Source organism: Paenibacillus sp. 2KB_22 (assembly GCF_052115745.1).
In the GTDB taxonomy this organism is placed as follows: Bacteria; Bacillota; Bacilli; order Paenibacillales; family Paenibacillaceae; genus Paenibacillus.
In genome coordinates this window covers 372176-398207 of the sequence record NZ_JBFRHG010000003.1, presented here as the reverse complement: position 1 = coordinate 398207, position 26032 = coordinate 372176, and the positions used below count along the sequence as shown (strand labels likewise).

Annotated in this window: 23 protein-coding genes; 7 read left to right on the top strand and 16 right to left on the bottom strand. The window is 47.3% G+C overall.

Going from position 1 to position 26032, the window contains the following annotated elements; all coding sequences use genetic code 11:
• Nucleotide 1 precedes the first annotated feature (1 nt).
• From AB4111_RS20720 to AB4111_RS20710, 3 genes are all read left to right on the top strand, one after another.
• Nucleotides 2–1543, top strand: a complete 1542-nt coding sequence (locus tag AB4111_RS20720) for a glycosyltransferase family 4 protein (protein WP_442033038.1) — start codon at nucleotides 2–4, stop codon at nucleotides 1541–1543.
• Complete coding sequence (locus AB4111_RS20715; RefSeq protein ID WP_091012623.1) at nucleotides 1540–2211, top strand: class I SAM-dependent methyltransferase; 672 nt, start codon at nucleotides 1540–1542, stop codon at nucleotides 2209–2211. The genes AB4111_RS20720 and AB4111_RS20715 overlap by 4 nt, the downstream gene beginning before the upstream one ends.
• A 133-nt stretch (nucleotides 2212–2344) precedes the next feature.
• Nucleotides 2345–2545, top strand: a complete 201-nt coding sequence (locus AB4111_RS20710; RefSeq protein ID WP_307541435.1) for a hypothetical protein — start codon at nucleotides 2345–2347, stop codon at nucleotides 2543–2545.
• A gap of 122 nt (nucleotides 2546–2667) precedes the next feature.
• On the opposite strand, the gene AB4111_RS20705 is transcribed toward AB4111_RS20710, so the two are convergent.
• From AB4111_RS20705 to trhO, 8 genes are all read right to left on the bottom strand, one after another.
• Nucleotides 2668–4014, bottom strand: coding sequence for an MFS transporter (locus AB4111_RS20705; RefSeq protein WP_442033037.1), 1347 nt, complete (start codon nucleotides 4012–4014; stop codon nucleotides 2668–2670).
• A gap of 69 nt (nucleotides 4015–4083) precedes the next feature.
• Nucleotides 4084–5262 carry a winged helix-turn-helix domain-containing protein gene (locus AB4111_RS20700; RefSeq protein ID WP_442033036.1) on the bottom strand — a complete coding sequence of 393 codons (1179 nt, stop codon included), beginning with the start codon at nucleotides 5260–5262 and terminating at the stop codon, nucleotides 4084–4086.
• A gap of 140 nt (nucleotides 5263–5402) precedes the next feature.
• A complete protein-coding gene (locus AB4111_RS20695; RefSeq protein WP_442033035.1) occupies nucleotides 5403–6197 on the bottom strand; it encodes an ABC transporter ATP-binding protein in 795 nt (264 codons plus the stop codon).
• 2 nt (nucleotides 6198–6199) lie between these two features.
• On the bottom strand, nucleotides 6200–7060 hold the full coding sequence (locus AB4111_RS20690) for an ABC transporter permease (protein ID WP_051154091.1): 861 nt from the start codon (nucleotides 7058–7060) through the stop codon (nucleotides 6200–6202).
• A 271-nt stretch (nucleotides 7061–7331) separates the two neighbouring features.
• Nucleotides 7332–8381, bottom strand: a complete 1050-nt coding sequence (locus AB4111_RS20685; protein ID WP_442033034.1) for an ABC transporter substrate-binding protein — start codon at nucleotides 8379–8381, stop codon at nucleotides 7332–7334.
• Between the two features lie 323 nt (nucleotides 8382–8704).
• Nucleotides 8705–9049, bottom strand: a complete 345-nt coding sequence (locus tag AB4111_RS20680; RefSeq protein WP_442033033.1) for a hypothetical protein — start codon at nucleotides 9047–9049, stop codon at nucleotides 8705–8707.
• A 158-nt stretch (nucleotides 9050–9207) separates the two neighbouring features.
• Nucleotides 9208–9855 (bottom strand): helix-turn-helix transcriptional regulator, encoded by a 648-nt coding sequence (locus tag AB4111_RS20675; RefSeq protein ID WP_442033032.1) that lies wholly within the window; start codon nucleotides 9853–9855, stop codon nucleotides 9208–9210.
• 12 nt (nucleotides 9856–9867) lie between these two features.
• Nucleotides 9868–10755 (bottom strand): oxygen-dependent tRNA uridine(34) hydroxylase TrhO, encoded by an 888-nt coding sequence (gene trhO / locus AB4111_RS20670; protein WP_124116691.1) that lies wholly within the window; start codon nucleotides 10753–10755, stop codon nucleotides 9868–9870.
• A 415-nt stretch (nucleotides 10756–11170) separates the two neighbouring features.
• Between trhO and AB4111_RS20665 the strand changes: the two genes are divergently transcribed.
• Nucleotides 11171–14800 (top strand): InlB B-repeat-containing protein, encoded by a 3630-nt coding sequence (locus AB4111_RS20665; protein WP_442033031.1) that lies wholly within the window; start codon nucleotides 11171–11173, stop codon nucleotides 14798–14800.
• Between the two features lie 51 nt (nucleotides 14801–14851).
• On the opposite strand, the gene AB4111_RS20660 is transcribed toward AB4111_RS20665, so the two are convergent.
• The 3 genes from AB4111_RS20660 to AB4111_RS20650 are packed head-to-tail and all read right to left on the bottom strand — an operon-like array spanning nucleotide 14852 to nucleotide 18232.
• Nucleotides 14852–15961 (bottom strand): hypothetical protein, encoded by a 1110-nt coding sequence (locus AB4111_RS20660; protein WP_442033030.1) that lies wholly within the window; start codon nucleotides 15959–15961, stop codon nucleotides 14852–14854.
• A gap of 58 nt (nucleotides 15962–16019) precedes the next feature.
• Nucleotides 16020–17525, bottom strand: a complete 1506-nt coding sequence (locus AB4111_RS20655) for an ATP-binding protein (protein WP_442033029.1) — start codon at nucleotides 17523–17525, stop codon at nucleotides 16020–16022.
• A complete protein-coding gene (locus AB4111_RS20650; RefSeq protein ID WP_442033028.1) occupies nucleotides 17522–18232 on the bottom strand; it encodes a response regulator transcription factor in 711 nt (236 codons plus the stop codon). Before AB4111_RS20650 ends, AB4111_RS20655 begins: the two co-directional genes overlap by 4 nt.
• A gap of 325 nt (nucleotides 18233–18557) precedes the next feature.
• On the opposite strand from AB4111_RS20650, the gene AB4111_RS20645 reads away from it, so the two are divergent.
• From AB4111_RS20645 to AB4111_RS20635, 3 genes are all read left to right on the top strand, one after another.
• On the top strand, nucleotides 18558–18887 hold the full coding sequence (locus tag AB4111_RS20645; RefSeq protein ID WP_442033027.1) for a hypothetical protein: 330 nt from the start codon (nucleotides 18558–18560) through the stop codon (nucleotides 18885–18887).
• Nucleotides 18888–19064: 177 nt separating this feature from the next.
• Nucleotides 19065–19493: a sigma-70 family RNA polymerase sigma factor gene (locus AB4111_RS20640; protein WP_442033026.1), complete on the top strand. Its 429-nt coding sequence runs from the start codon at nucleotides 19065–19067 to the stop codon at nucleotides 19491–19493.
• Between the two features lie 73 nt (nucleotides 19494–19566).
• Nucleotides 19567–19773, top strand: coding sequence for a helix-turn-helix domain-containing protein (locus tag AB4111_RS20635; protein WP_442033025.1), 207 nt, complete (start codon nucleotides 19567–19569; stop codon nucleotides 19771–19773).
• A 100-nt stretch (nucleotides 19774–19873) separates the two neighbouring features.
• On the opposite strand, the gene AB4111_RS20630 is transcribed toward AB4111_RS20635, so the two are convergent.
• From AB4111_RS20630 to AB4111_RS20610, 5 genes are all read right to left on the bottom strand, one after another.
• Entirely contained in the window at nucleotides 19874–20770 is an 897-nt protein-coding gene (locus tag AB4111_RS20630; protein WP_442033024.1) for a helix-turn-helix transcriptional regulator, read from the bottom strand.
• A gap of 228 nt (nucleotides 20771–20998) precedes the next feature.
• Nucleotides 20999–22408 carry an MATE family efflux transporter gene (locus AB4111_RS20625; RefSeq protein WP_442033023.1) on the bottom strand — a complete coding sequence of 470 codons (1410 nt, stop codon included), beginning with the start codon at nucleotides 22406–22408 and terminating at the stop codon, nucleotides 20999–21001.
• 237 nt (nucleotides 22409–22645) lie between these two features.
• Complete coding sequence (locus tag AB4111_RS20620) at nucleotides 22646–23509, bottom strand: carbohydrate ABC transporter permease (protein ID WP_442033291.1); 864 nt, start codon at nucleotides 23507–23509, stop codon at nucleotides 22646–22648.
• A gap of 216 nt (nucleotides 23510–23725) precedes the next feature.
• Nucleotides 23726–24607 carry a carbohydrate ABC transporter permease gene (locus tag AB4111_RS20615; protein ID WP_442033022.1) on the bottom strand — a complete coding sequence of 294 codons (882 nt, stop codon included), beginning with the start codon at nucleotides 24605–24607 and terminating at the stop codon, nucleotides 23726–23728.
• 38 nt (nucleotides 24608–24645) lie between these two features.
• On the bottom strand, nucleotides 24646–25965 hold the full coding sequence (locus AB4111_RS20610; RefSeq protein ID WP_442033021.1) for an extracellular solute-binding protein: 1320 nt from the start codon (nucleotides 25963–25965) through the stop codon (nucleotides 24646–24648).
• Nucleotides 25966–26032 lie beyond the last annotated feature (67 nt).

Below are 26032 nucleotides of genomic sequence, written 5' to 3'. Positions count from 1 at the left end.
GATGGGCGTGGTGAGTATTCTGACGCATAGCTTCACCGACGGGTATAACCGGGAATTTGGTCGAGTATTTGGTGGTGGGCTGGAGCGATATATTCTGGATCTGTGCAGTGTCATCCGTGGACTCGGACATACTCCCGAGGTTCATCAACTGTCCTATTTTGAAGCATTCCAGACCCGGACGGAGCAAATTGACGTATTCGGTTATTCGTACGATATGGATAATGTACCGGAAGCCTTTGATCGAATGGCAGCAGCGGCGCGCGGCCCAGTGATCTATGCAAGCTGTCTGTGGCAACCCATCACCTACAAGCCGGGTAGTCTAGGTATCTGTCACGGCATTAACTGGGATCGTCCCGGACTGCCACTGGAGACCAAACAACAAGTGGCGGAACATATTCAATTGGCTCTGGATGGACTCGTGCGCATTGTATCCGTGGATTCCCATTTCCAGACCTTTTGCCGGGCTGCGTGCACCTATACCGATCCAAGGCAGGTCGTCCTGATTCCCAATGCAGTGGATACGTCCTATTTCATACCTGCCCCGCCAACACGAACCTTCGAGCAGGAACAGGAAGACGAATGGCTTGCCGCATGGAAGACCGATCTGGCGAGTCATGAGGAGAATGCCGGTGCAGTTATATCAGGGATGAAAGCTGTGGAAAGCAAGGGTGGACCGAGTGGTGATGGAGCGTACAATGGGAAGGCTAACGGAGATGGAGGTGGGGATACAGCTAGCGATCAAGAACGAGAGGAGAAGGGAGCGGTAGATCTCCATTTGGAGTTATCAAAACTGGAAAAAGCCGAGGTACATGGCGAATCGTATACGGTTGCTCGTAACCACCTGAATTCAACGGATTGGGCTACGGATATTGTAATAGCAGCAGATGCTGAATATCAGATTAATGGTCTGACTCAGGAACAGGTTGAACAGAAAACTATGGATGTCCGCTTGACCTCTCCCCGCCCAATTCGCATTATATATCCGCGTCGAATCAGCATGGAACGGGGCATTATTCCAATGATGCTGGCAGCAGATAAGCTGCTGGGGGCTTTTCCGGATCTGGAGATTGAATTTGCCGGGGAACTGGTTGAAGGAAGTACGGTCGGGAGAGCCTTTCGTTATTGGCATCGTACTCATCCACATGCGGAGCGAATTAACCAGCGCACGTATGATTTCCGGGATATTCGGGAGGCCTACCATCAGGCAGATATCGCCGTAATTCCAACAATATTCTCGGAGGGTACCTCCTATGCCTGTCTGGAAGCGATGAGCTGTGGACTTCCGGTGATTGCCTCCAATGTTGGCGGATTGAATGATCTGATTCAGGATGGTTTTAACGGGCTATTGGTACCTCCTGGTGAGCAGGAACTAACCGCTGCTCTGGTTCGTCTCGTACAGGATCGGGCCGAGCGAGAACGACTGGGAATCTATGCGCGCGAGACTGCACTGTCCTATGATCTTGCCAGGTGGCGGAGCCGGTGGAGCACGGTGTTGGAATCTTTTTTGGCAGAGACAGGATTAAAGGAGGGAATTCGGGGATGATGGATACGCCCAAGGCACCGGAATTCATGGAATCAAGATACATTAGGCAAAGTGACCCTAAAACGGACACATTGGTCTTCCCCCTGCATCCGGCATGGTGGAGCCGTCCCTACGAATATGAATGGGCCCGGCGGTTTGCACGTCCAGACGATGTGGTCCTTGATGCAGCCTGCGGCATCTCCCATCCGTTCAAATTCTGGCTTGCCGAACACTGCCGTGAGGTTCACGCCTGCGATTGGGATGAACGCATTTTGTCTGAAGAGGCGATAAGACTGGATATTGTTTCTGATTTTGGCGAGCAGGCCGCCCATGATCTGCCGGAATCAACTCTCGTCCGATTGCAGCGCGCAAAGGCTAATCTGGCCCAGCTTCCGTATGAGTCGGGTAAGTTTGATCGGGTGTTCTGTATCTCTGTACTGGAGCATCTGGATACGGGCACGATGCTGCGGGCGTTTCGTGAATTCGCTCGGGTGCTGAAACCAAACGGCCAGTTAATCGCTACTTTCGATGTACCCGAGATGCGGCCTGATCTGCTGGAGACAATCATGGCTGTCACCGGATTAACCATTGAAGATAAGCTAAATGTGGTAGAGCCGGACGATGCCATCTGGTCTGACATGTACGGCACGCCGATCCGCTGTTTTCGAGCGGTGATATGCAAAGGTTGAGACTAATTGGGTTGCTTTGAGTTAAGTGCAGAGTGGAAAAGAGCGCGTGAACCGTGCGCTCCGGGGCGGGCACTTCGTCTAAATGGGGCTGCTGTGCGCCGTCCGGCATGCCGCATAGCGCAAGCAGCCCGCAGTGTTCCGCAGAAGGAAGGCGCTGCGGGCAACGCCAGCACGCCACGAGGCGACAGGGCTTGCAGCAGGTCCTTTTCTATCCAATGAATCTGGAAGATACGTCGTTCCTCCAGATCAGGCTATCAATCTGACTGTTAGCGGATCACTTTCAGTTGGAGGACTAATGGCCTCCACTGCTTATTTTGCTTGGTGGGAAGTATAATTCGTTCAACGATGTATAACAAATGCAACGTGCAAACAACCGCCTTCGAATGAATATCGGAAGCGGCTGTTCGTTTTATAGTAGATGCAATGATGATAAAAAATGTTGTCCGGACAAGGCTGTCAGACCGATTCCTGCGGAATAGTCTCTTTTGCTTCCGATATGAGAGGTTGCTTTCCCTCCCACAAGATGCGTTGCAGCAGTATGCCAGCAAAACCAATCGCCAGCGTAGCGAGACCGATATATTGAAAGGTGGGGCTCGGACCCGCAACTCGAATGAGCGCTCCACCTGCAAGTGGCGCTACAACCAGTACAACACTAGATAGTGAACTTTGAATGCCAAAGACGCGCCCTACATAGGCAGGAGGGGTTTCCTTTTGCAGCAAATAATTCAGTGTTACCATAAAGAGTCCATTGCCCAGCCCAATGCAGAGGCCCCAGATAATGACCCAAATTTCAGGTGTTTGTGGGCCGATCCACCCCAGCGCAGCGATTCCGGCACCCACGAACAGATATCCTCCACCCAGTCCCCACCCATACCCAATTCTCGGCAAGCGATTTAACAACAAAATGATGACGACTGCCCCGGCTCCTGCCGACGACCCCAACCAGCCGAGCAGTGATTCATTACCTGGCTTGATCTCCCTGAACAGGGTCGTAAACTGATAATCAATCATGAGAATGGCCATGAGCCCAAAACAGCCGAACAAAATCGTACTCAGCACGGTGCGACTGCTCCGTATAAAACGCCAGCCTTGCTTCCACTGGGAGAACAAAGATTCCGATCCATCCTTTTCATTAGTAGCACTTCCGTCTGATTCAACGGACTCCGACTTCTCCACCAAACGCCGCAAGGGCCATAATACCGCACCTGACAACAGGCGGGTACAGGCATTAATGACAATACAGATTTGTGGTGAAAAGAAGACCAAAATGACTGCACCCAGAAGTGGTCCCGCTACTTTCGAACACTGACTGACAAAAGCGTTTAGGGACGATGCCTGAAACAGATGCTCCTCTGCCACCACCTGACGGGTTAACGCCTGCTGAGCTGGAACGTGGAACACTCCCATCATGGCACGCAGAGCGAGCAGTGGAAGCAACCATGCCGGGCTTGGTGCGAATAAAATAGCAACGGTTAATCCCACGGTGATTACATCACACAAAATCATGATTTTCACTTTGTGCAGTCGATCAGCCAGAGCACCTGCAAAGGAGCCAAGCAGTATACCCGGGACAGCCATACATACAGGAATAAGTGCAATAATCAGCGGATCAGCACCCCAGCGGTAAGCCACCATCACCTGTATGGCAAGTGCATCGAACCAATCTCCAAACGTAGCTAGCGAGTATGCAATAAACATGCGGACAAACCGGAGGTTAGTCCATAAGCTTTTGGAAGATTGTGCAGATGAGGCGGGCGATTCGGTGGATTCATTGGATGTGGGTTCATTTGAGTTGACGGTCATACGTGTACTTCCTCCCTTGATTACAGCCGTGTGCGGTCTGTATGTTCCTTGGCTGTAATCATAAGAGGGTTATATCAGAGGAAGATCAGAGGATGGGGAGATAGGGGATAAAAATTTACGTATTTCATCTACAATTCGTTGTTTATAGGTGGGAACACCATAATTTTTACCGATCTCTGCGTACACTTGACGATATTTACTGTGCAGTCTGCCTTCAATTCGATGTTGATCCATGAACAGGAGAATCTGATATGCAGCATTCAGATATAGCGGTGCATTCAGCGACATTTTCAACACGTCCAGACCGTCATCCATTCTAAGTTCCGCTTCACGCACTCGCCCTTGCCGAAGCAACCACAACCCCTCCATCACCTGAAAACGTCCGATCTCCCGCAGATAGGGGGCATCCTTCAATCCTGCTCGTAGCACTGCCATTTGAGCCTCAACAGCTTCACCGCTGCCACTCCACAGTTCCACGTATAACGCTGCAAGGGCTACCGGCAGTCTGAAATTCTTGAGCTCATCTGTCTCTATCACACGATACGTCTCCTCCAGTTGCATCCGGGCACGCTCGTATTGACCTACCTCTGCATAGAGTTCAATGATGTTCAAAATGCGGAGTTCTCGAAGCTGTTCCGCAGATAATGCAGATGAATTCAATGCTTGCTCATACAAGGGTAAGCTTTCTGATGGTTCAATTAGCGAGTGGACAAAAATTAATAACCAGTATACGCGCTCCTCAAAAGAAATTTCCTTCGTTGTAATCAGCCATTCCAGATCGCCCTGTATAAAATGAATATACAACTGATAATAAGGGACAATCTGAATGCCGAGTGCTTCCTGCTGTTGAACCAGGGTCTGTATGGCATTTCCCTGCCCAAACAAGTGATATTTACGAAGTAATCCGTGAATGACTTCCTGCATTTCAGGGTCCTGAGCAGAAGGGCTGGCGGGTAGAACGGACTTGTTCTCTTGCACCGTAAGCCGATATCCGTATCCCCGTACTGTATCCAGACTAATCTCATCCCAACGTTTTAATTTCTTGCGCAGCCGATAGATATGATCATCCACCGTGCGTTCAACTGGATACTCCAGCGGCCATACCCGGTCCAACAGTTGGCTGCGCGTGAAGACTTTATCCTTGTTCTCATATAAAAAATGAAAAAGTGCAAATTCCTTCGCCAGCAGGCGAATGGAATCCGTACGCCGGGTTACGGTGTATGTCCCTTCATCCAATTGTAAAGACATGCCTGGTTCCTCCCATGTATTCTTCTCATCGTGTTTTCAACATACCACAAAAACCCTTTGCGAGAACGCAAAAGGTTTCTGTTATAAAGAGCTTGTTATAGTACGAAATGCTTATTCTTGGAACAAGTTATTCCTTTGTTCTAACCGAGTACAACCCGGTCATCGGCCATTTTTTTGCCGCTAATACGCTCGAATTCACCAAGCAACTCCGGCACGGTCAACGTACGCTTGCGCTCCTCGTTGACATCCAGAATAATGCGGCCTTTATCCATCATGATTAAACGATTGCCCAGACGAATGGCCTGCTCCATATTGTGCGTCACCATCAGTGTGGTAAGTCTCATCTCACGCACAAGGGTCTCCGTCAGTTCCGTGATCAGTTCGGCACGTGATGGGTCAAGGGCTGCCGTATGCTCATCCAATAGCAAAATCTGCGGCTGGGTGAACGTAGCCATCAACAGACTGAGTGCCTGCCGCTCCCCGCCAGACAAGAGACCCACTTTGGCATTGGGACGCTTCTCAAGTCCAATACCCAGCTTCTCCAGTTGCGTGTTGAAAATCTCACGTCTGGCACGGGTAACGCCGAAGCCCAGTCCACGTCCTTTACCCCGTTTGTACGCCATGGCCATATTCTCTTCAATGGACATATGTGGTGCTGTTCCTGCCATTGGGTCCTGAAACACCCGGCCAATCCAGCTGCTACGTTTATGTTCCGGCAGGTTTTTAATGGAGCGGTCATTAATCAGCACATCGCCCATATCAGGCTTCATCACTCCCGAAATGATGTTCATCAACGTGGATTTACCGGCTCCGTTACTACCAATGACCGTCACAAAATCTCCCGGATTCATCGTCAGATTCACACCAACGAGCGCAGTTTTCTCATCCGTTGTGCCTGGGTTGAACAGCTTGGTTACTTGCGTAATCTCCAGCATGATCACATACCTCCCTTCGCCTGATGACCCCCGGATCGCATTAACTCTTCTGTTCGTTTGCGAGCCAGACTTCGCTGCTTCATAGAGCGCTGCATCGTTGGGAATACAAGGGCAATAATGACAATCACTGCTGTAATCAACTTCAGATCAGATGTATCAAACCACTCCACCTGAAGGGCCAAGGCCACCACGATCCGGTATATGATCGAACCAACGATCGCTGCAAGTGTAGCCCAGAACACTGTTCTTGCACCAAGGATGGCTTCACCAATGATGACGGAAGCCAGTCCAATGACGATCATGCCGATGCCCATCGTGATGTCCGCAAAGCCGGATTGCTGGGCAATAAATGCGCCAGACAGGGCTACCAGTCCATTGGACAGGCTGACACCTACAATTGTAGTCACATCCGTATTTGCACCAAAACTGCGAATCATGCGTTTGTTATCCCCTGTGGCGCGGAGCGCCAGCCCAACATCTGTTTTCATGAACAGATCCAGCATGATTTTGAACACGAGTACCACGATAATAATAAGCACCATGACATGCTCACCTGAGAATGGATTATCCATACCCATAATGGATTTATTCGGTGCGCCAAGAATACGCATATTAATGGAGTAGAGCGCGATCATCATCAAGATCCCGGATAACAATCCATTAATCTTGCCTTTGGTATGAAGCAGGCCCGTACAAGCCCCGGCTACCATACCGCCAGCCATTGCCGCCAGACAGGCGAGCCAAGGAGAGAAGTCATTGGAGATCATCACCGCCGCGATTGCGCCCCCTGTTGTAAAACTTCCGTCTACGGTAAGGTCAGGAAAATCGAGTATGCGAAACGTAATATATACACCAAGTGCCATCAGTGCATATAAAAGCCCCAGCTCGATTGCTCCTTCAATTGAATTCCAGCTTATACTCACGCTACTTCCTCCCTGTCTATCGAAAAGAATGAGGCGAACCCGTTGCACGTTCGCCTCGCATCCATACTGCCGGATTACACTCCGGTCAGATTATTGAATCAATCTCATAACTCATTAAACTATTGTTTTTGTAACTAGATATAGACAAATTGAATCGTTTTGATCTATATCTACCCTTGATTGAAGTAACTAAAGGTATTATGAATTGATTCTATTGAATAATGTTGTTTTCCTGGTCTTTTACTTCCGCCTTCATCTCATCCGTAACCGTGATGCCTTGGGCTTCCGCTGCTTTCAGGTTCAGGATCAGATCCAGTTTGTCTGGAACGGTGACTTTCATATCACCAGGTTTTGTACCATTTTTCAGAATGTCCGCAGCCATCTCACCCACCTGATATCCATGGTCATAATATTTGAATCCTACCGTTGCGAAAGCTCCTTTTTCAACGGTATCCCGATCACTGGAGAAGAACGGAATTTTATTACTGTTCGCCGTTTGAATGATCGTATCCACCGCACTCACGACAGAATTATCGAGTGTGATGTAGAAGGCGTCTACTTTGCCAACAAGAGAATCCGTTGCCTGTTTTACTTCAGATGTATTCGTAACCGGTGCTTTCACCAGCTTGATATTATGTGTTGCGAGCGCTTTTTCTGCGTTATCTGCCATAACCACCGCATTTGGTTCACCTTCGTTAATGACCAATCCTACCGTTTTTACATCCGGCAGATTTTTGGCGATAAAGTCAGCCAATTGTACGATGGCCTCCGGGTTCGTGTCGGATGCACCTGTAACATTGCCACCCGGTTTATCCATATCGGTTACCAGTTTGGCACCCAGTGGGTCTGTTACCGCAGCGAACAGCAATGGCTTGTCCTTCACTTGCTGAGCCAGAGCCAGCGCAGATGGTGTTGCGATTCCAAGTACGAGATCATTTTTGGAGTCACCCGAGATTTTTTGTGCAATGGACAGGTTGTTCGTCGAATCACCTTGCGCATTATTGTAATCGATTTTGAGGTTCTTGTTCTCTTCGATACCCGCATCCTTCAGGGCTGCGATGAACCCTTCACGTGTAGCATCCAGGGATGGATGTTCAACAATCTGGGAGATGGCAATCTGGTATGATTTTTCCTCGCTGTCTCCACCTGTTGTACTCCCCGATCCTTCGGATTCCGAGCCTGTACCGCTGTTATTTCCGCAACCTGCCGCAACGATCATTGAAGCAACCATCATCAGTGACATCCAAAATTTCTTTTTCATGTGTGAGAACCCCTCTCCATCTTATAAAATGTGGTTACCCTTATCGAGATTCCATTGACACGATAGGGTGGGACAAAACGAACGCTTCAACGCATTGTTGCTTTGATCGACAAAAGCAGACAAATATAGACTTTTGTCATGCGACTGAAGTCCATGACCCGTGTTGGTGTTTTATTGTTCCCCTAATATTAAGGTGCGTCCCGATATACGTCAATGGTTGAACCGCTTCCAATTTACTCTCATCGTATGATTGTGATAGAAAACATTACATAAGATCAAAAAAGGCAACCCACATGTTATGCGAGTAGCCTCATATAGATAGCTTATTTTTCTTCTTGAATTGCTTTTAGCTCAGCAGAGGTTAGTCCCGTCGCTTTGACAATGGTCTCATGATCAAGACCCAAGGTGAGCATATTCAATGCAATTTTCCGCTTGCTCTCAGCTTCACCTTCTTTAATTCCTTCTTTAATCCCTTCTTCGATTCCTTTTTGAATTCCTTCCTCCATGCCTTTCTTGAGACCCTCTTCTCGTGCGCCTTCCATCATGGATACTTGATCCCGTAAAAACTTTTGACGTGCTTCATATTGTTGGCGGAACTCTTCATCCTTGCTCAGTTCCTTCAATAGATTCATGGCCTTTTTCAAAGCCGGTTCGGGTTCGTGCATCATTAACGCCTCCCATCTAATATTGAGTTTTGTATAAAACATCTGGATGTTATTTCAAATTATATCACGCATCTCACCATAAATATAACGTGTTTACGTCATTTCCATTCAAAAAAAGAGACTATTTCGACGAATCGAAACAATCTCTTTGTATAAACCAGTCAGTTCCCCGACGCTTCGCGAATCTCATACTTGCACCTTTTACCGCCATCGGCGTAACATTCGGTACGCTCCACCTCGGCTTGAAGCAGCGAACGGAACAGCTCCAGCTCACAGCGGCAAGCCTGCTTGTAGACACTCGCAACTTGCACAATCGGGCAGTTCATTTCCGTAATAACGTAAGTTCCATCTTCTTCTCTGGACGCATCCGCCATATATCCGTTGGCATTCTGGATTCGCGCAAGTTCCTCCACCCGTCCGGCCAGGTCCTGGCCATCCATCTGGGGCAATCCGCTACGAAGCAACTTGTCCCGGCGACTCTCGAACAATGCATCCACCACACCGCTCCCGGCTGAGTCAGACAATTCTTCAAGCAGTTCCAGCGTAAGGGACGAATATGATTTTGGGAAAAAGCTGTCCCCGCGTACCGTCAATTGGTACACCGAGGATGGACGTCCGGCCGTAGCCCGGGCCTCCCGAACCTCGATCCAGCCGTCCTGCTCCAGTGCCGTCAGATGACGACGAATGGCCATGCCGGTCAGACCCAGATCAGCTGTCATTTCCCTCGCGGTCAATGTACCTTGCTGCTTCAGCATGAACAAAATCCGTTCACGCGTCGTTCGTTCCTCTTCGCGCTTCACGATCAGCACCTGCTCTCCTGCTTATGCGTGTACCGGTGCTGCCTCCCGGCAGGCATCCGAGCAAAAGCGGTTATGCGTCTCTTCGCAATCCTCACAGCTTACGTGCTGCAGGTTGCAGGTTGGACAATTAATATATCGGTCATGTGTCGTTCCACAGTGATAACAGCTGGCAATGACAATATCCTCCTCTGTCCGGTTAATCGGTACAGAGATTCGCTCGTCAAACACGTAACATTTACCATCGAATAGATGGCCTTGTACTTCTGGATCTTTACCATACGTGACAATACCGCCGTCTAATTGAGCTACGTCTTGGAATCCTTCATTAATCATGAACCCGGTCAGCTTCTCGCAGCGAATACCACCCGTGCAGTAGGTAATAATCGTTTTGTCCTTCATGTCACCCAGGTTCTCGCGAATCCACTCCGGAAACTCGCGGAACGACTCAACATCTGGACGGATGGCGCCGCGGAAATGGCCGATTTCGTATTCGTAATCATTGCGACCATCAATAACGATGACATCATCACGTTGCAGATGCTCATGGAACTCTTTCGGTGAAAGGCGTTTGCCACTAATCACATTCGGATCCAGATCTTCGTCCACGCGGAACGTAACCAGCTCTGCTTTATGACGAACAAAGATTTTTTTGAACGCATGCTCTTCCACATCATCAATCTTGAACACCATATCACTGAACAGTGGGTTGGCATGCATGTCTTTCATATACTGTTCCGTCTGTTCAGGCGTTCCGGATACCGTACCGTTAATGCCTTCGGATGCGATCAGAATACGGCCTTTCACACCGAGGTCCTTACAGTATTGCAGATGCTCTTGTGTAAACGTCTCGGGATCTTCAATCTTCACGAACTTATAATATAAAAGCACGCGATACGCGCTGTTACACATGTATATCACCTGTTCCTATTCCATGTTGTTATTAGCCGAATCATTCGGCAAGACGACTACGTTGCACCCTTACTTGTAAAAAGAAAATAAACAGCCGCCCGAAACATCGTCTCGAACTGCTGTCTGACATTCGACTTTTATTCCTGCATTCTAGTTTATCGGAAGCGGAATAGCTTAGTCAATATAAATGTATAGAAAGGGATGAAAGATATGGAACATTTCAACCATAAATGATTTGTCTCTGGAAAATCAAAAAAAATATTTCGAATTTGAACTAAAATCGTATTCATTTTTGCTTTCATATCCATTAAACTATGCTCATCATTATATGACTTCCCCCTGTGATTTAGAAAGATAAGGTGGATCAGGAATAAGCATAACGTAACATATTTAAATGAAAAATGGGGATGAGATCGTGAGTTTAACACTATTCAGGAAAGTAAGCATCATATGGTTGGTATTCCTGATCGGACTAAGTGGTCTATGGAATAATATCAGCATAGTACAACAAGCGCATGCCGCAGCCGCAGATCCCTACCTTGGTGAGATCAGATTATTCCCTTACAGCGCGGTGCCCACAGGATGGATGCCTGCCAGAGGACAGACGCTCTCTATAAGCCAAAATTCAAAACTCTTCTCGCTGCTAGGCATTAAGTACGGCGGGGACGGCACATCAACATTTGCCTTACCTAACCTTACCCATGCTGCACCAGAAGGGATGGGCTATTACATAGCTATGGATGGTATATTCCCTTCCCGAGACCCAGATGGTTTATATACCCGAAATGCTGTGTTAGGCGAGGTTCGCCTATTTCCATATTTCTTCTCTCCCACGGGTTGGTTAACTGCTGAAGGGCAGAGCCTTAATACCTCCGTATATTCGGATCTATATAAAATGATTGGTACAACCTACGGATCAGACACACCGAATGAATTCAAGTTGCCTAACTTTCCAGAGATTAATGGTGTACATTACGCTATATTTACAAATCCAGCTAACCATGCTGAGAATGGTACAGGTAACGAGTACATTGGTGAGATCATTCCCATGCTCGTTAATCTTTCGACGAACAATTGGATATTAGCGAATGGTACGACACTCCCCACCAACGGTAATCAGCCCCTGTTTAGTCTGTTGAGCACCAGGTTTGGGGGCGATGGTCAGGTGAACTTTAAAGTACCTAATTTGAACAGCAGCCAATCCGACTTGGTTTATTATGTTGCTAACGCAGGAGCGTTCCCCAACTTGGACGGTGGGCAGCTTCCGGAAGCAATCGAAGACACCTATACCACGAATCAAAACTCCACTTTAGCTGAGTCTGCACCAGGCGTGCTTTCCAATGATAGCGACGGTTCTACTGCTATTTTGAAAAGTGGGCCGATGAACGGAACATTGGTAATGAATGCTAACGGGGCATTTACTTATACTCCGAACCCCAATTATGTGGGAAGTGACAGCTTTACCTATAGTGCCAGCAATCCATGGGGTACAAGTATTCCGGTGTCAGTGACCATAACGATTGAGCAAACCACTCCTCCTATAGTCAACGGCATATCTGACGGTGGAATATATAATCAAACGGTAACACCTGCATTTAATAGTGGTACCGCATTTCTGAATGGCGCTGCATTCCCGAGTGGCACTCCAGTTACGGCTGACGGGGTTTATACATTGGTGGTAACCAACAGTATCGGCAGTACAACTTTGAATTTTGCCATTGATACGGTAGCTCCCGTTGTATCGGGTGTCACCGATAATGGAAAATACAATGAAAGCCCAACAATCACTTTTAATGAAGGAACAGCCACTCTGAACGGTTCACCCTTCAGCAGCGGGGAAACGCTTCAATCTGAAGGAGAATATGCACTGATTGTTACCGATAGTGCGGGCAATACCACAACCTTACATTTCAGCTTTTATACGCCGCGAACGATCAACTTTAACAGTAACGGCGGTTCTGAAGTAAACGAACAAAAGGTGTCTTACGGTGACAAGGTGATTGTTCCAGCAGTCCCAACTAAAGCAGGATACACCTTTGCTGGATGGTATACCGATTCAGGTCTGAGTCAGGCTTTTGATTTCGGCAATACCACCGTTACCGCTGATATCACTCTGTATGCGAAATGGACGGTCAACTCCTATACTGTTAATTTCGATCCTAATGGTGGTTCAATCGTTGCGGATCAGACGGTCCCATACGGTGAGTTGGTGACAGCTCCTGACGTTCCAACCAAAGCAGGGTACACCTTCGGTGGATGGTATACCGATTCAGGATTGAGTCAGGCTTTCGATTTTGACAATACCACCGTTACCGCTGATATCACTCTGTATGCGAAATGGACGGTCAACTCCTATACTGTTCACTTCGAGTCTAATGGTGGTTCAGTCGTTGCGGATCAGTCAATTCAACATGGTGACTTGGCGGCTGCACCTGATACTCCAACCAAAGCTGGACACACCTTTGCTGGATGGTTTACCGATTCAGTATTGAGTCAGGCTTTTGATTTCGAGACTACCACCGTGACCTCTGATATCACTTTGTATGCGAAATGGAAGGTCAACTCCTATACCGTTAACTTCGAAACTAATGGTGGGTCAGTCGTTCCTGATCAGACAGTCACGTATGGTGAGTTGGTGGCAGCTCCTGACGTTCCAACCAAAGCAGGACACACTTTCGCAGGCTGGTATACTGAGCCTGAATGGAGTACGCCATTTGACCTGAATACTAGATCGATTGTTCAGGACACCACATTGTATGCAAAATGGGCACCAAACACATATAAGGTAACGTTCAATACACTTGGAGGATCAACAGTATCCGATGCAGCTGTTGAATACGGAAAGAAACTTTCAGCACCTGCTTCGCCAAGCCGTTCCGGCTATACGTTTGCAGGCTGGTACGCAGACCCCGAGTTGAAGACTCCATTCAACTTTGCTCAAACAGAGATTACAGTCGATCTGATCTTATATGCCAAATGGAGTGTTAATTCCACGCCACCATCAGGTGGTAATGATGGTAACAGCAGCGGCGGAGGCTCTGGTAACCAGAATAACAACGGGTCGAGCGGTAATCCTTCGCCACCTAACACAACGAATTCATCCAATAATGGCCGTATAACCCTCGCATCGGGGCAGATCGGGCAAGTAAGTTTGGGCGGTGGCATCGCTGTAAATATCCCTGCGGGGGCAATGAACCAGGAACTCAAGGTTACCATTGAACAGATTGCAGATCCTTCTGCTTTGCTGACCCATCAGGTCCACCTGCTCAGCCCGGTATATGAACTGCTCAAAAATGTTCCGCAAAACTTCAATGTACCCGTAACATTAACGCTGACATTTGATTCATCAAGCTTACAGCGCAATCAGCGGGCTGAACTATTTTACTTTGATGAACAGGATAAGGTTTGGCTATCCGCCGGTAAATCATCTGTGAATGGAAATCAAATTCGGGTAGACGTAAACCATTTCACTAAATTTGCCGTATTGGCGGTTGATCAGTCCAAGGAGCCGACCGAAATTTCATTTAATGATGTCGAAGGTCACTGGGCGAAAGAAGTCATCCAGCAGGCTATTCGTAAAGGCATAGTGAAAGGATATGCCGATGGAACATTCAAGCCGAATGCATCCATTACACGTGCAGAGTTTACGGTGATGCTGATGAATGCATTGCAAACAGAGTACACGGAAGCGACTTTATCTTTTACCGATCGTTCAAAAATAGGAGACTGGGCACAGTCTGCTGTAGCTCGTGCAGTGAGAGCAGGATTTATTCAGGGGGACACTGAGGGGGCTTTCCGCCCCAATGACGCTGTAACCCGTGCAGAAATGGCTGTCATGGTAGCCGGTGCGTTTCAATTAAAAGCGATAACTGGCACAAGCTCAACCTTTGCAGATGATGCACAGATTCCGCTTTGGGCCAAAGCAGCTGTCGCTGGCATGCAAAAAGCCGGGATGCTGAACGGTAAAGCACTGAATACCTTTGCTCCAAGTGATAAAACTACGCGTGCAGAAGCGGTCAAATTACTGTTGAACACAAAAAATTAGTGCATATTTAAAAGCCTGTTCCTTCCCGGGAACAGGCTTTTCTGAACTGTTTTATTCGGAGATCGTAATGACCGAGGTCACAAAGTGATAAGACTCGTTCTCCAATACCGCCTGCGATAACAGGATCTTATTGCCTTCCGGGCTCCAGGCGAGTGGATCAGAGGCGTTGTCCATATCCGCCGAGATCTGGAACTGCTCAGCCGACTCCGTGTTGGAGACGAACAGCCCTTTCTCATTATCATTCTCGGAATTGATCGTATACGCAATCTTGGAATCATCACCCGACCAGCTGGTGCCGAAGATCTGCGTGCCTCTGGCGAGTGTGGCCTTCTCATTACCTTCCAGATCGGTGAGCACGAGCGCCCGTTTGGTATCCGCCGTTCTTTTCACAATCGCAAGCCTTGTTCCATCATTAGAAGGGATGACCCATTCCACACTTTTCAGCACCTGTTTCACGTCACCCGTCTTGACGTCGTATGCATTCAACTGGCCGTCCTCGCCCGTAATATAATAGAGCATATTGCCTGACACCTTGATACTCCGTACATTGAAATTGCCTGTCTCCACCAGTACTTTTGTTGTACCGTCCACACTTGCCGAGATCAGATCACCCTTCATATTGGGAAAAACGACATGTTCATTATCCAGCCATGCGCCCTCTTGGATGAAGCCATCCTCCTTACCGGCGGGGGTTGTCTCCCCGTTATGCAGATTCAGAATGTAACCTTTACCCGTATTTTCCTCCGGCTCCCGGTAGAACAGGTACTGACTATCTGGTGACACCAGCGGTGCACCCAGGCTGACTTCACTTTCCTTGAGCGGCGTGTCTGTACCTTTGGTTAGATCATACATATATAAGTTATGCGGATATCTTTCCTGGCCTTCAACGGTGACGGGTTTCAAGGACTTGTTCTCCTTGTCGGATACAATCCAGTCGTCACTTAGCCATGCGATTCCACGCATATTCGGCAATTTATCAATTTTCTCCAACTTGAAGCTCTGGTACACGGACGTGTTGGTATTATCTTTCACTGTAATATCAGTGCCTGTTTTCCCGCCTTGTTCGTTGCCCCCCGGCTCCGTTGTTCCCCCGCATGCTGCTGTTGTTAACAGGGCAATGGCCCCAAACGTGCCCAAAGCTGCTTGTTTCCAATTCATCATGGTCCCCCCTGGTTTCTCTTGCTATAAGACCAAGCATACACACGGCATACTTCCAAAGTTATTCAGACTTGTTTCGAACTTGTAAACTTGAATCAGCCAAAGGGAAAATGAGCTGGAACGTCACGCCTTCCCCATCTTCTGGATTGCCCGACAGCAGGGTGATTGTACCGCCTTGCTTTTCGACAAACTGCTTCACGAGAGATAGGCCCAGTCCGGTTCCGCCGGTTTTTCTGGCTCTGTCTTTGTTCACGGTGTAAAAGGGTTCAAAAATCTTCTCCTGCGCCTCTGCCGGAATCGGCGTACCCGAATTATAAATGCGAATGACCGCTTGACGCTCCTGCATTCGTAGTTCACTCTTCACCCGGATCACACCATCCGGAACGTTATATTTGATAGCATTATCCAGCATGTTGATGAAAATATGCATAAGACTCTCCCGATCACTGCGGATCACCGCCGGTTCAAGTTCCAGTTCCATGTTGAGCGCAAACTTCTCCGCTTTCCCGCGCATCCGGCCACAGGCATCCTCCAGCAGAGCACTGACCTCTACATCTTCGGCCTGGTTCTCGAAGTCGTACTTTTCCAGTGCAGATAAATGTAATACTTTCTCTACCATCTCGTACAGCCGCTCCGTTTCTTTGCCAATGTTACTCGTGGCATCATCAAGCAGTTGCGGATCATCCTTATACATGTCGAGCAGCTCCACATAAGCTTTGATCGACGTTAGCGGTGTCTTAAACTCATGGCTGATGTTACCGATATATTGTTTCTGCTGCTGTTCCAGCGCCTGAAGCTTCTCAATCGCCAGTTGCAGCTTCTGCTGCTCCGCATGCATGGCTGTGATATTTTGCTGAATGGATGTACTCATATAATAGATGCCCTGCCCCAGCTCTCCCAATTCATCCTTACGCCTTACAGGAGACTCCGTAATGTATTTCCCTTCTCGAATGGAATCTGCGGACCTCTTCAGCCGGGTAATCGCAACGGCAAACCGATTGTAGAACAGATAACCTAATATGAAGCTCAGCGCAACCACGGTAATTCCTGCCCATATGAACAGTTGAAGGATGCGAGTATAGAATTCATGGTAACTCTGGACAGGATATTGTATCCATACAGCGCCCATCTGTCCATCTGGACCATCCAGTGGTGCGGCATAGAGCAGGGTCTCGCCCTGCTCATGATAGGCTATTTTATTTTGCAGTGCATAGTCCAGCGTTTCCTGTACGAGTTCACTCTCGCCAGAGGCGAAGGATGCTCCCACCTGCTGGCCTGTCATGTTGTAGAGTGCTATTGGCAATCCGGTAGAGTTGGCCAGTTCCTGTGCCAGCCTACGGCCATTTCGCTGTAAAAAAACCTCCTGATCTAGATGAACCGACTCGGTGTAGTAGGACTGTCGCACATTCAGATTCACCAGCCGTGTCTGCTGCGACAAAATACCCTCAGTCTGTGACTGCTGATTGCGTTCAATACCGCGCAGGACCAGTGAACTAAGCACAACTACCGTCAGGATAAGCAAGGCTGCCAGAAAAACACTGAACTTCAGTTTGATGCTGACTCTCATATGGCCCCGCCTGGTTCAGGTGCAGATGCTTTGTAGCCAATCCCATATACCGTCTGCAATTTTTGCTGATCCGTATCTCCGATTTTTTTGCGCAAACGCTGGATATGAATGTCCACGGTACGTGTCCCACCCGCATATTCCATGCCCCATACCCGATCCAGCAGATCGTCTCGTGTGTACACCCGCTCAGGATTGGACATGAGAATGGTCAGCAGATCGAACTCTTTCGGTGTCAGATCCAGCTTCTCTTCATTCACGGTCACCGTGCGGTGAGCAATATGAATACGCAGGGTTCCATTCACGATGGCCTGATTCTTTGAATCATCCGGTGGTGGACTGCTTTTCTCGACACGGCGCATGAGCGCCTTCACCCTTGCGAGTAGTTCACGGATCTCGAATGGTTTGGTCATGTAATCATCGGCGCCCATTTCCAGGCCGACGATCTTGTCCACGATATCATTTTTGACGGTTAGCAAAATAATGCCGATATCCTCCCGGTCTTCCAGCCTGCGGCATACGCCGTATCCATCGAGCCTGGGCATCATGACGTCCAGAATCATGACCTGTGGGTGAAACGATGCGACCTTCACCAAGGCCTCTTCGCCATCACTCGCAGTCTCTACTTCATATCCTTCGCGCCGCAGCGCGTAAGCAATGGCACTGACGATGCTTGATTCGTCATCTACCACGAGCACTTTTTTATTCATGGGATTCATCCTCTTTATCTATGTCATGGGTTAGTTTATGGGTCTATGTTAGCAAGGTCTATGTTAATTAGCTATGGATGAGTAGCAATTTGTATGACAGGCGTATATTCTCTCAGCTTGGACTTCGTTTTACTTTCTTTATACCCCAAAGGCAACAAAAAAGTAGTATATCATCCAATTCGTTTAAGAAAATCACTGTAAAAAGAATTTTAAAAAAATAGGATTAAGGTTGTTTTTTTATTGGTTCACGTCTCTTTACCTTATTACAAGGCCGCTCTTATCCGGAAAGAACGTTCTTGAAATTCATATTAAGGAGAGATTTTAAATGGCAGAATCAGTTTGCACAACATACGGTGCAAGTCACAGAATGTATTTACAGGGGGCGGCTTATGTAGCAGATAGTACAGGTAAACTCTTAACTAATCAGTTTCCTGGACACAGCGGTTATTTCAAGTGTAAGTGTGGTGATCGATTCATTGCGGAGGGCGCACCTGAATCCGGTGCTGTTATCGGTAACTATGTTACTGAAGGGGGCATCATCGCTGCAGAATCCAAACAAGGCGTAGCTGCAGTTAAAGTTAATACTAGTATGATCAGAAATACAACAGCACGAACTCTTTCTGGTTTTACATTCTACAACTCTAACCCGAACTAATTAATTTATAACTTGTAAAGGTAGCTCATCTTTCTGATGAGCTACCTTTTTTAATATTATTACATTTTTATATTTTTTTTCTAAAATAATGACCATCCTTTCTCAAAAAGGTGTATAATAAAATAGGAACATTTGTTCTTATTTTTTTAAAATAATTTGTTAGGAGGTCGCAAATATATGTTAGAAAAGAAAAGAACACCCCCTGAAATCAAAGCTGCTCTTGAGAAAAAATTTGTAAGTTATATATCTTCTCTCTTACATTTCAATTCAATAAACTTTGATAAGAAAATTCGCAAATATAATGAAAGAAACCCATTGATCATGGAAGATATTGAAGAGAGTTATATAGGTTATGAGGATGAGAAGTTATTGGGATTTAATCTATACAGACTAGAAAATCAAATAAGTGATCCAAATTTACACAAGTTTTTCTTAAAATTATCTGAACGAGAAAAAGAGATACTTAACCTTACTTATGCGGAAGAAAAGAAAGATATAGAAATTTCACAGAAATTTGGAGTAAGTCCACAAAGCATCTCAAAAACAAGGAAAAATGCATTAAGAAAATTACGTCATTTTTTATCTGATGAACCCAGTAGATTGTAGATTCAATTATACCTAGCTCTCATTTAATACATCGCCATAACTATAAGATATAAAGTATTAGGAGGAAGACAATATGAGTAATTCATACAAGTTATACGAACTTCTATCTGAAGCCAAGGCGGAGAATCCAACTGTAATTATTGAAATAATAAGGAAGTTCGAGCCAAAAATAAAAAAGTCACTTCGTCAAACATCTGTTCAAAATCGAGAAGACTTACGACAGGAATTAGTCACAAAGTTTATTGAAGTACTTTACTCGTACGAGATAAATAAGAAATAAATGATGACACTGAGTAAGGGGAGTAAGATTAGCTCCCCGCCCCAGAGTTAATGCTGAATCGTTTATAGATCTTTTAGTTCCGAAATCACATACATATAACCTACTCCTCAAATGACAGGTTCAGAGGCTCGTCCGACATCTCGTACTCTGTCTCCATATGTGTCAGTGGTGTGTTCAGATCAACCTCCTCGAAGCGGAAGCTGTCAACCCACACTTTTCCTTTACCGTTCAAAATAACCCCGAACGAAATGACCGCGCTGCCCTCCGGCACATCAAGCACAATACTATACTGGTTCCATGGCTGCGTACCCTTAATCGGCCGATCATGCATGTTATCAAATTGAAGTACATCATGGACATGATTATCCACACGCATCCATAATCCGCAGAACGCGTCCACACGCTCGGTCTTCACAAATCCCGATAATTTCATCCGCTTGCCTACATACTTGTCCGCTCTGAACTGTTGCATCATTGTTGCGAATTCATTAGGCTCCATCGGTGTAACTGCCTTCAAATAGCCTGAAGATTTCCCCTGATGCACTTCGGCAGGATCAATGCCCATCTCATAATTTTGCGGATGACTTCCGGTTAACATCCAACCTGTAATTGTTGACGTCTGATTCATCTGTAATTCTCCTCCTCTGGTTCTTCCTTCGAATAATTTCAGATCGAACAACTTGCGAAAACGTCCTGGTGGCATGCCATATAATTTGCGGAATGCACGGGTGAAGGCTTCCTGACTTTCAAATCCACATGCCAGGGAAATGTCCAGAATGCCTGCATCTGTGGATCGCAGGGCTGTGGATGCCAGACTCATCCGGCGATTACGGATATAATCCACCACAGTCATACCCACCTCATTACGGAAAACCCGATGATAATGATAGGGTGACAACAACGCCTCGGATGCCACTTCTTCCAGCCCGATCTCCTCATGCAGATGGGCTTCAATGTAGAACAAACTTTGCTGAATCATTGCACGGTAACGGCTCAACTGTGGTAGATCCCCCTTCCATATCCTTACTATACGTGCTACAGCATAAGGCGTTTTGATCATTTCTGCTACATATCGAGATAACCGTAATTGGAGAATTATTCTCTCATCGGAGTTGGTGTAACTAAGCGTTGGTTAAAAGGGTATATATACGCCTCACAAAAACAAAAAAAGAGCCGATCCAGGGACAACATTGCCCTTGACCGACTCTATACGAAAACTCAACAATCAGACAGCCGGTACCGGCTGTGCGCCAACCTCTTCGTCATCATGCTCCACCAGTTCATGTTTCTCCCAGGCTCTGCTCTTCCAGCGGAAGAACATAATGACCGCACGGGTCCACTCATCCGCCGCAATGGCAAGCCACACACCAGCAAGCCCCAGATGAAGCTGGAATATGAGCAGGTATCCCAGTGGCAGACTCATGCAGACCATGGAGATCAGACCCATGTATACCGGGAACTTAGCATCCCCTGCCGCACGCAGGGAACCAATGATTACAATATTGCAGGTACGTCCGGTTTCGAGCAACAGACTGAGCAGAATCACCTGAGCACCCAGCTTGATAATTTCCGGATTATCCGTAAATATGCTCATCAGCGGCACACGGAAAAAAATGATGATTACATCAATGATGACTGTGGCCAGAAGCGCCCATTTCACACTGTCAAAAACACGTTTGTACGCATCGTCTTTGCGCCGCGCACCGACAAGCCGGCCTACAATGATCGATGTCCCCATACCAATCGCCATGCTGAACAAGTAGATATAGCTGGAGATATTGCCCGCATACTGCTTGGTTGCCATGGCTTCTGCACCAAGATAGGTCACATACAGTGTGAACACGAGCTGGCAGGAATGATATACCATGGACTCCATAGCAGACGGAATGCCAATCCGCAGAATTTTGCCAATGAAATGTTTGGACAATTTAATGTAGTATTCGAAATCCACCCGCACCTCGCTCACACGATACAACAACCAGAAGAAAATCAGCAGGCAGATAAACCGGCTTCCCACCGTGGAGATCGCTGCCCCTTCCACCCCAAGTTTTGGCAGACCGAAGTGACCAAAGATCAATGCATAGTTACCGACAACGTGAATCACGTTCATGAATACAGCGACGTACATTGTTTCTTTGGTGTAACCATGTGTACGAATCGTCGCAGCCAGCGCATTAATGAGTGCCTGGAGGAAGATCCCGCCACCGACGATATTTATATACGAACGGGCAAAATCATAAATTTCGCCTTGAATATTCAAGAGTAATAACAAATGTCCTCCGAACAGAAGAAAGATTCCGCTCAGGACCAGACCTACGATAAGGTTCAGCGTAATCGCATTACCTGTCACTTGTGCTGCTTCACTTAACTTTTTCGATCCGATATATTGTGCTACTACAATCGCAGCACCATGTCCAATGACTTCCAATACAAGGATAGCGATAGAAATAATCTGATTGGCTGCTCCAACGCCGGAGACCGCATTATCGGATACCGAGCTGAGCATGAGCGTATCCACGCTCCCCATCAACATAAATAAGAAGAGTTCCAGGAAAATAGGCCATGTCAGTCGAATCAGATTCAGATCCTTGGCATCAGAACGAAGGGACTCTTTGGTTGAGGATATTGCTGTCATTTTCTCACCTTTCCCATGTGGGCTTTAATTCTTAGGGTATGTTAGCACAGGTAGTTTGAAAATGCAGTAGTTTTGCGAAAATAGTTGAAAGTTTTTTGTAATTCCATAAATAGGTATTTTCAGCGTTTTCATCTAGTCCCTTTTCCGTACGACTATCCAAGGTTTTAGAAGACAAAAAAGGTCCTTCCATTACTCGCTTTTAAGCAAGTAATGGAAGGACCTTGGGTCCTCGACTTTTTAACCTTTAACTGAACCCGCAGCAATTCCCTCCACGATTCGATTACTCAGGATGAGAAAAGCAATCAGGATCGGCATAATGCTGATCATCAGCGTCGCACCAATGGCTCCCCAATCCGTTGTATATTGACCGATAAAGTTCTGTACCCCCACGGTCAGGGTCTTGTATGAATCCGTACTGATGAACGTATTAACAAAGATAAACTCATTCCAGTTATAGATCATGTTGATGATTGCCGTTGTGGAGATAACCGAAGCTGTCATCGGCAAGATAATCCGAAAGAAAATCCGATGCACGGAGCAACCATCCATCACTGCGGCCTCTTCCACTTCCCGAGGAAGTGCGTAGTAGAACCCGAGTAGAATCATAATGGTGATTGGCATATTAAAGGCAATATAAGACAAGATGACTGACAAAGGATGATCTGTGAGATGAAGCTTCAGGAACAAGCTGAACAGCGGGATCAACGTGGAGTGTACAGGGATCATCAGACCCACCATGAATAGCCCCAACACCAATGAACGACCCTTCCAGCGCATACGTGTAATGGCAAAGGTCACCAGACTGGCAAACAGCACGGTGAACACCACCGAGACCACCGTAATCCACACACTATTGAAGAAGTATAAGCTGATATTTCCCTCTGTCCATACCTTGACATAGTTTTCCCAACGCGGGGTAGCAGGAAGGGAAAAAGGCGCCATGTCGAATACTTCCTGATTATTTTTAAGCGAGAACAACAGCAGCCATACCAAGGGTAAAATTTGCAGCAGAGCTACCAGGGACAAGAGGAAATATAGCAGAACATATCCGAATCTCCTTAACCATGCCGAACCTCGGCTTGTCTCCGGGTAAGTTGGCAATCTAACGGCCGTATCCGTCTTCACCGGGATGGACCTCCTTTCATTTCACTAGGGCGTGTCTGAAAACTCCGAAGGTGGCAGATTTTGCCGAATTTTCGTTCCAAGCAAGGAAATTTTCCGCAGGCGTGCCGGGGCACGTCAAGGGAAAGTGACGCAGCAGGGGGCGAAAAGGCGGTAAAAGATGCACTTCAGCGAGTTTTCAGACACGAACTAGCGTCAGGAATACTGGATCGTATCTTTGGATGCCGTCGCTTTGCGAAGAAGCCAGGTAACAAGCAGACAGATCAAGAGCAGGAAGAACCCTACAGCACTGCCGTAACCAAAGTCGAAGCTACGGAACGCCTGACGATACATATAGGAGGCCATCACTTCGCTGGAGCCATTCGGTCCGCCATCGGTCATCACGTAGATGAGATCGAAATACTTGAGTGAACCCACCACAGCCAGTACCACAGTCACCTTGATGACTTCAGTAATTAGCGGCAACTTGATTCGAAAAGCGATCTGCCAAGGGCTTGCCCCATCAATCCGGGCTGCTTCCACCAGAGATTCCGGAATGTTTTTGAGGGCCGCATAATAGATCAAAATATAGAAGCCTGCATACTGCCACAGAATTGGTACGAACAGTGCATACAGCACCAGGGATGGCTCCGCCAGCCAGGCTGGCGGATTGCTGAAGCCGATCGCTTCCAGAAAGGTGTTCAGCACACCATTGCTGGGATGGTAGATCTTCAGCCATAACTGGGCGATCGCGACCGAAGACAGCAGCATCGGGATCAAATATATTTTACGGAACAGATTGGCACCCTTGATCTTACCTGACAGCACCAAAGCAATCATCAGATAACCGATCAGACTCAGCGCGGAGAACAAAGCAAGCAAAAAAGTATGATTCGCACTCTGCCAGAATGTCCCGTCTTGAAGCAGTCTGGCGTAATTATCGAATCCAATAAAGGTCATTGCACCGATCCCGTCCCATTGCATCAACCCATAATACCCGGTGAGCACGATCGGGATGTAGACCAAGACCAGCAGCAGAAGCAGTGCAGGAAGCACGTACAACGCAGCAACGAGACGGTTGGACATGACTTTGTCCATCACATTATCCTCCCTTCAAGCGTTCAAACGTGTGTACGTCAATTGCCTTTATCAATCGCAGCCTGATGATTCTTCACAAAATCCTCTGGTGTTACCGCTTTGCCAAACAATGCCTGAATCATGTCCAGATGTGCCTGAGCGGCTGCCGGTTTCATCTGCACGTCTGCAAAGAGTGTGAGACTACTGGCCTGATTCAATTCGTTCAGCAGGTCGATGTAGAGCTGTGGCAGTTGTACTGCCGCCGTATCCACTTTGGTAGCCGGGATAACGCCTGCTTCAGTTACCGAACTCTCACCCCATTTTTCCACAAAGTATTGCACGAACTTCTGCGCTTCTTCCTTCACTTTGGAATTCTGGGCCACGAACAGCCCTACGCCTGGACCACCTACCCAGCTGTTAATATCGCTCTTGCCATCTTCCATCGTTGGGAATTTGAAAAATCCGATCTTGTCCTTGAATTCCTGCGGGATGTCCGGGTTGGTCGTAAAGTTTGGCAGTTCCCATGTGCCCATCAGGTACATGGCAGCCTTTTCGTTCATGAATTCGGATTTGCCCTCATCGTTGGACAACCCGTTGAAGCCTTTGTTGAAGGCATTCATATCCACCAGCTTTTGTACCTCGGCAGCAGCTTGAGTCAGAGCAGGATCATCGAACTTGCCGGAGCCATTGATGGCCTTTTCCAGTGCATCTCCACCTAATCGATTCGCCAGATACATATACCAGAGTGATCCGGTCCAGCGGTCTTTATTGCCCAGTGCGATCGGCACTTCACCGTTCTCTGTCAGTGTCTTCAGCACACTCAGGAATTCATCGTACGTTGCTGGCGGCTGCAAGTTATATTTCGCAAAAATGGCTTTGTTATAATAAATGGGGGAGATGTTCAACTCAATGGGTAGCGCATATGTTTTGCCATCTATCGCATAAGCTTCGGTTGTTCCAGCGATAAATTTCTCACCCAGCGAGTCGCCGAGCAGATCATTGAGCGGTGCGAACAGATTGCCCTTCACATAAGGCTCCAAAAACCCGGCAGCCCAAGTTACACCCACATCGGGAAGTTCATTGGATGCAGACAGAATTTTTAGCTTGTTCTTGTACTGTTCATTCTCCAGCACTTCCTGCTTGATGGTCACATTCGGATGATCCGTCTGATATTGCTTGATGATATCGTTGACCAGTTTGTTTTGCTGTGCGGAACTGCCCGCTGGCCAGAGGTGCATGAATTTGAGGGTTACTTTCCCGTCTGTGCCGTTGCTGCCCGCTTCACCCTCTTGATCCGAACCTGAACTGTTACATCCGGATAAAATTACGGCGAGAACCAGCGTCCATGACAGAAGCATGGCCATCGTCTTTTTGCTCATTATCCCAACCCCCTTGGTTTTTTCGGTTAATGTAACCGCTTTAACCAAATTGTAGCACGAGCCTTAC

Excerpts from the sequence above, each read along its gene's own strand:
- AB4111_RS20720 (WP_442033038.1), top strand. The coding sequence starts at position 2 with ATGGGCGTGGTGAGTATTCTGACGCATAGCTTCACCGACGGGTATAAC.
- AB4111_RS20715 (WP_091012623.1), top strand. The coding sequence starts at position 1,540 with ATGATGGATACGCCCAAGGCACCGGAATTCATGGAATCAAGATACATT.
- AB4111_RS20705 (WP_442033037.1), bottom strand. The coding sequence starts at position 4,014 with ATGACCGTCAACTCAAATGAACCCACATCCAATGAATCCACCGAATCG.
- AB4111_RS20700 (WP_442033036.1), bottom strand. The coding sequence starts at position 5,262 with ATGTCTTTACAATTGGATGAAGGGACATACACCGTAACCCGGCGTACG.
- AB4111_RS20695 (WP_442033035.1), bottom strand. The coding sequence starts at position 6,197 with ATGCTGGAGATTACGCAAGTAACCAAGCTGTTCAACCCAGGCACAACG.
- AB4111_RS20690 (WP_051154091.1), bottom strand. The coding sequence starts at position 7,060 with ATGGCACTTGGTGTATATATTACGTTTCGCATACTCGATTTTCCTGAC.
- AB4111_RS20685 (WP_442033034.1), bottom strand. The coding sequence starts at position 8,381 with ATGAAAAAGAAATTTTGGATGTCACTGATGATGGTTGCTTCAATGATC.
- AB4111_RS20680 (WP_442033033.1), bottom strand. The coding sequence starts at position 9,049 with ATGATGCACGAACCCGAACCGGCTTTGAAAAAGGCCATGAATCTATTG.
- trhO (WP_124116691.1), bottom strand. The coding sequence starts at position 10,755 with ATGTGTAACAGCGCGTATCGCGTGCTTTTATATTATAAGTTCGTGAAG.
- AB4111_RS20660 (WP_442033030.1), bottom strand. The coding sequence starts at position 15,961 with ATGATGAATTGGAAACAAGCAGCTTTGGGCACGTTTGGGGCCATTGCC.
- AB4111_RS20655 (WP_442033029.1), bottom strand. The coding sequence starts at position 17,525 with ATGAGAGTCAGCATCAAACTGAAGTTCAGTGTTTTTCTGGCAGCCTTG.
- AB4111_RS20650 (WP_442033028.1), bottom strand. The coding sequence starts at position 18,232 with ATGAATAAAAAAGTGCTCGTGGTAGATGACGAATCAAGCATCGTCAGT.
- AB4111_RS20645 (WP_442033027.1), top strand. The coding sequence starts at position 18,558 with ATGGCAGAATCAGTTTGCACAACATACGGTGCAAGTCACAGAATGTAT.
- AB4111_RS20640 (WP_442033026.1), top strand. The coding sequence starts at position 19,065 with ATGTTAGAAAAGAAAAGAACACCCCCTGAAATCAAAGCTGCTCTTGAG.
- AB4111_RS20635 (WP_442033025.1), top strand. The coding sequence starts at position 19,567 with ATGAGTAATTCATACAAGTTATACGAACTTCTATCTGAAGCCAAGGCG.
- AB4111_RS20625 (WP_442033023.1), bottom strand. The coding sequence starts at position 22,408 with ATGACAGCAATATCCTCAACCAAAGAGTCCCTTCGTTCTGATGCCAAG.
- AB4111_RS20615 (WP_442033022.1), bottom strand. The coding sequence starts at position 24,607 with ATGGACAAAGTCATGTCCAACCGTCTCGTTGCTGCGTTGTACGTGCTT.
- AB4111_RS20610 (WP_442033021.1), bottom strand. The coding sequence starts at position 25,965 with ATGAGCAAAAAGACGATGGCCATGCTTCTGTCATGGACGCTGGTTCTC.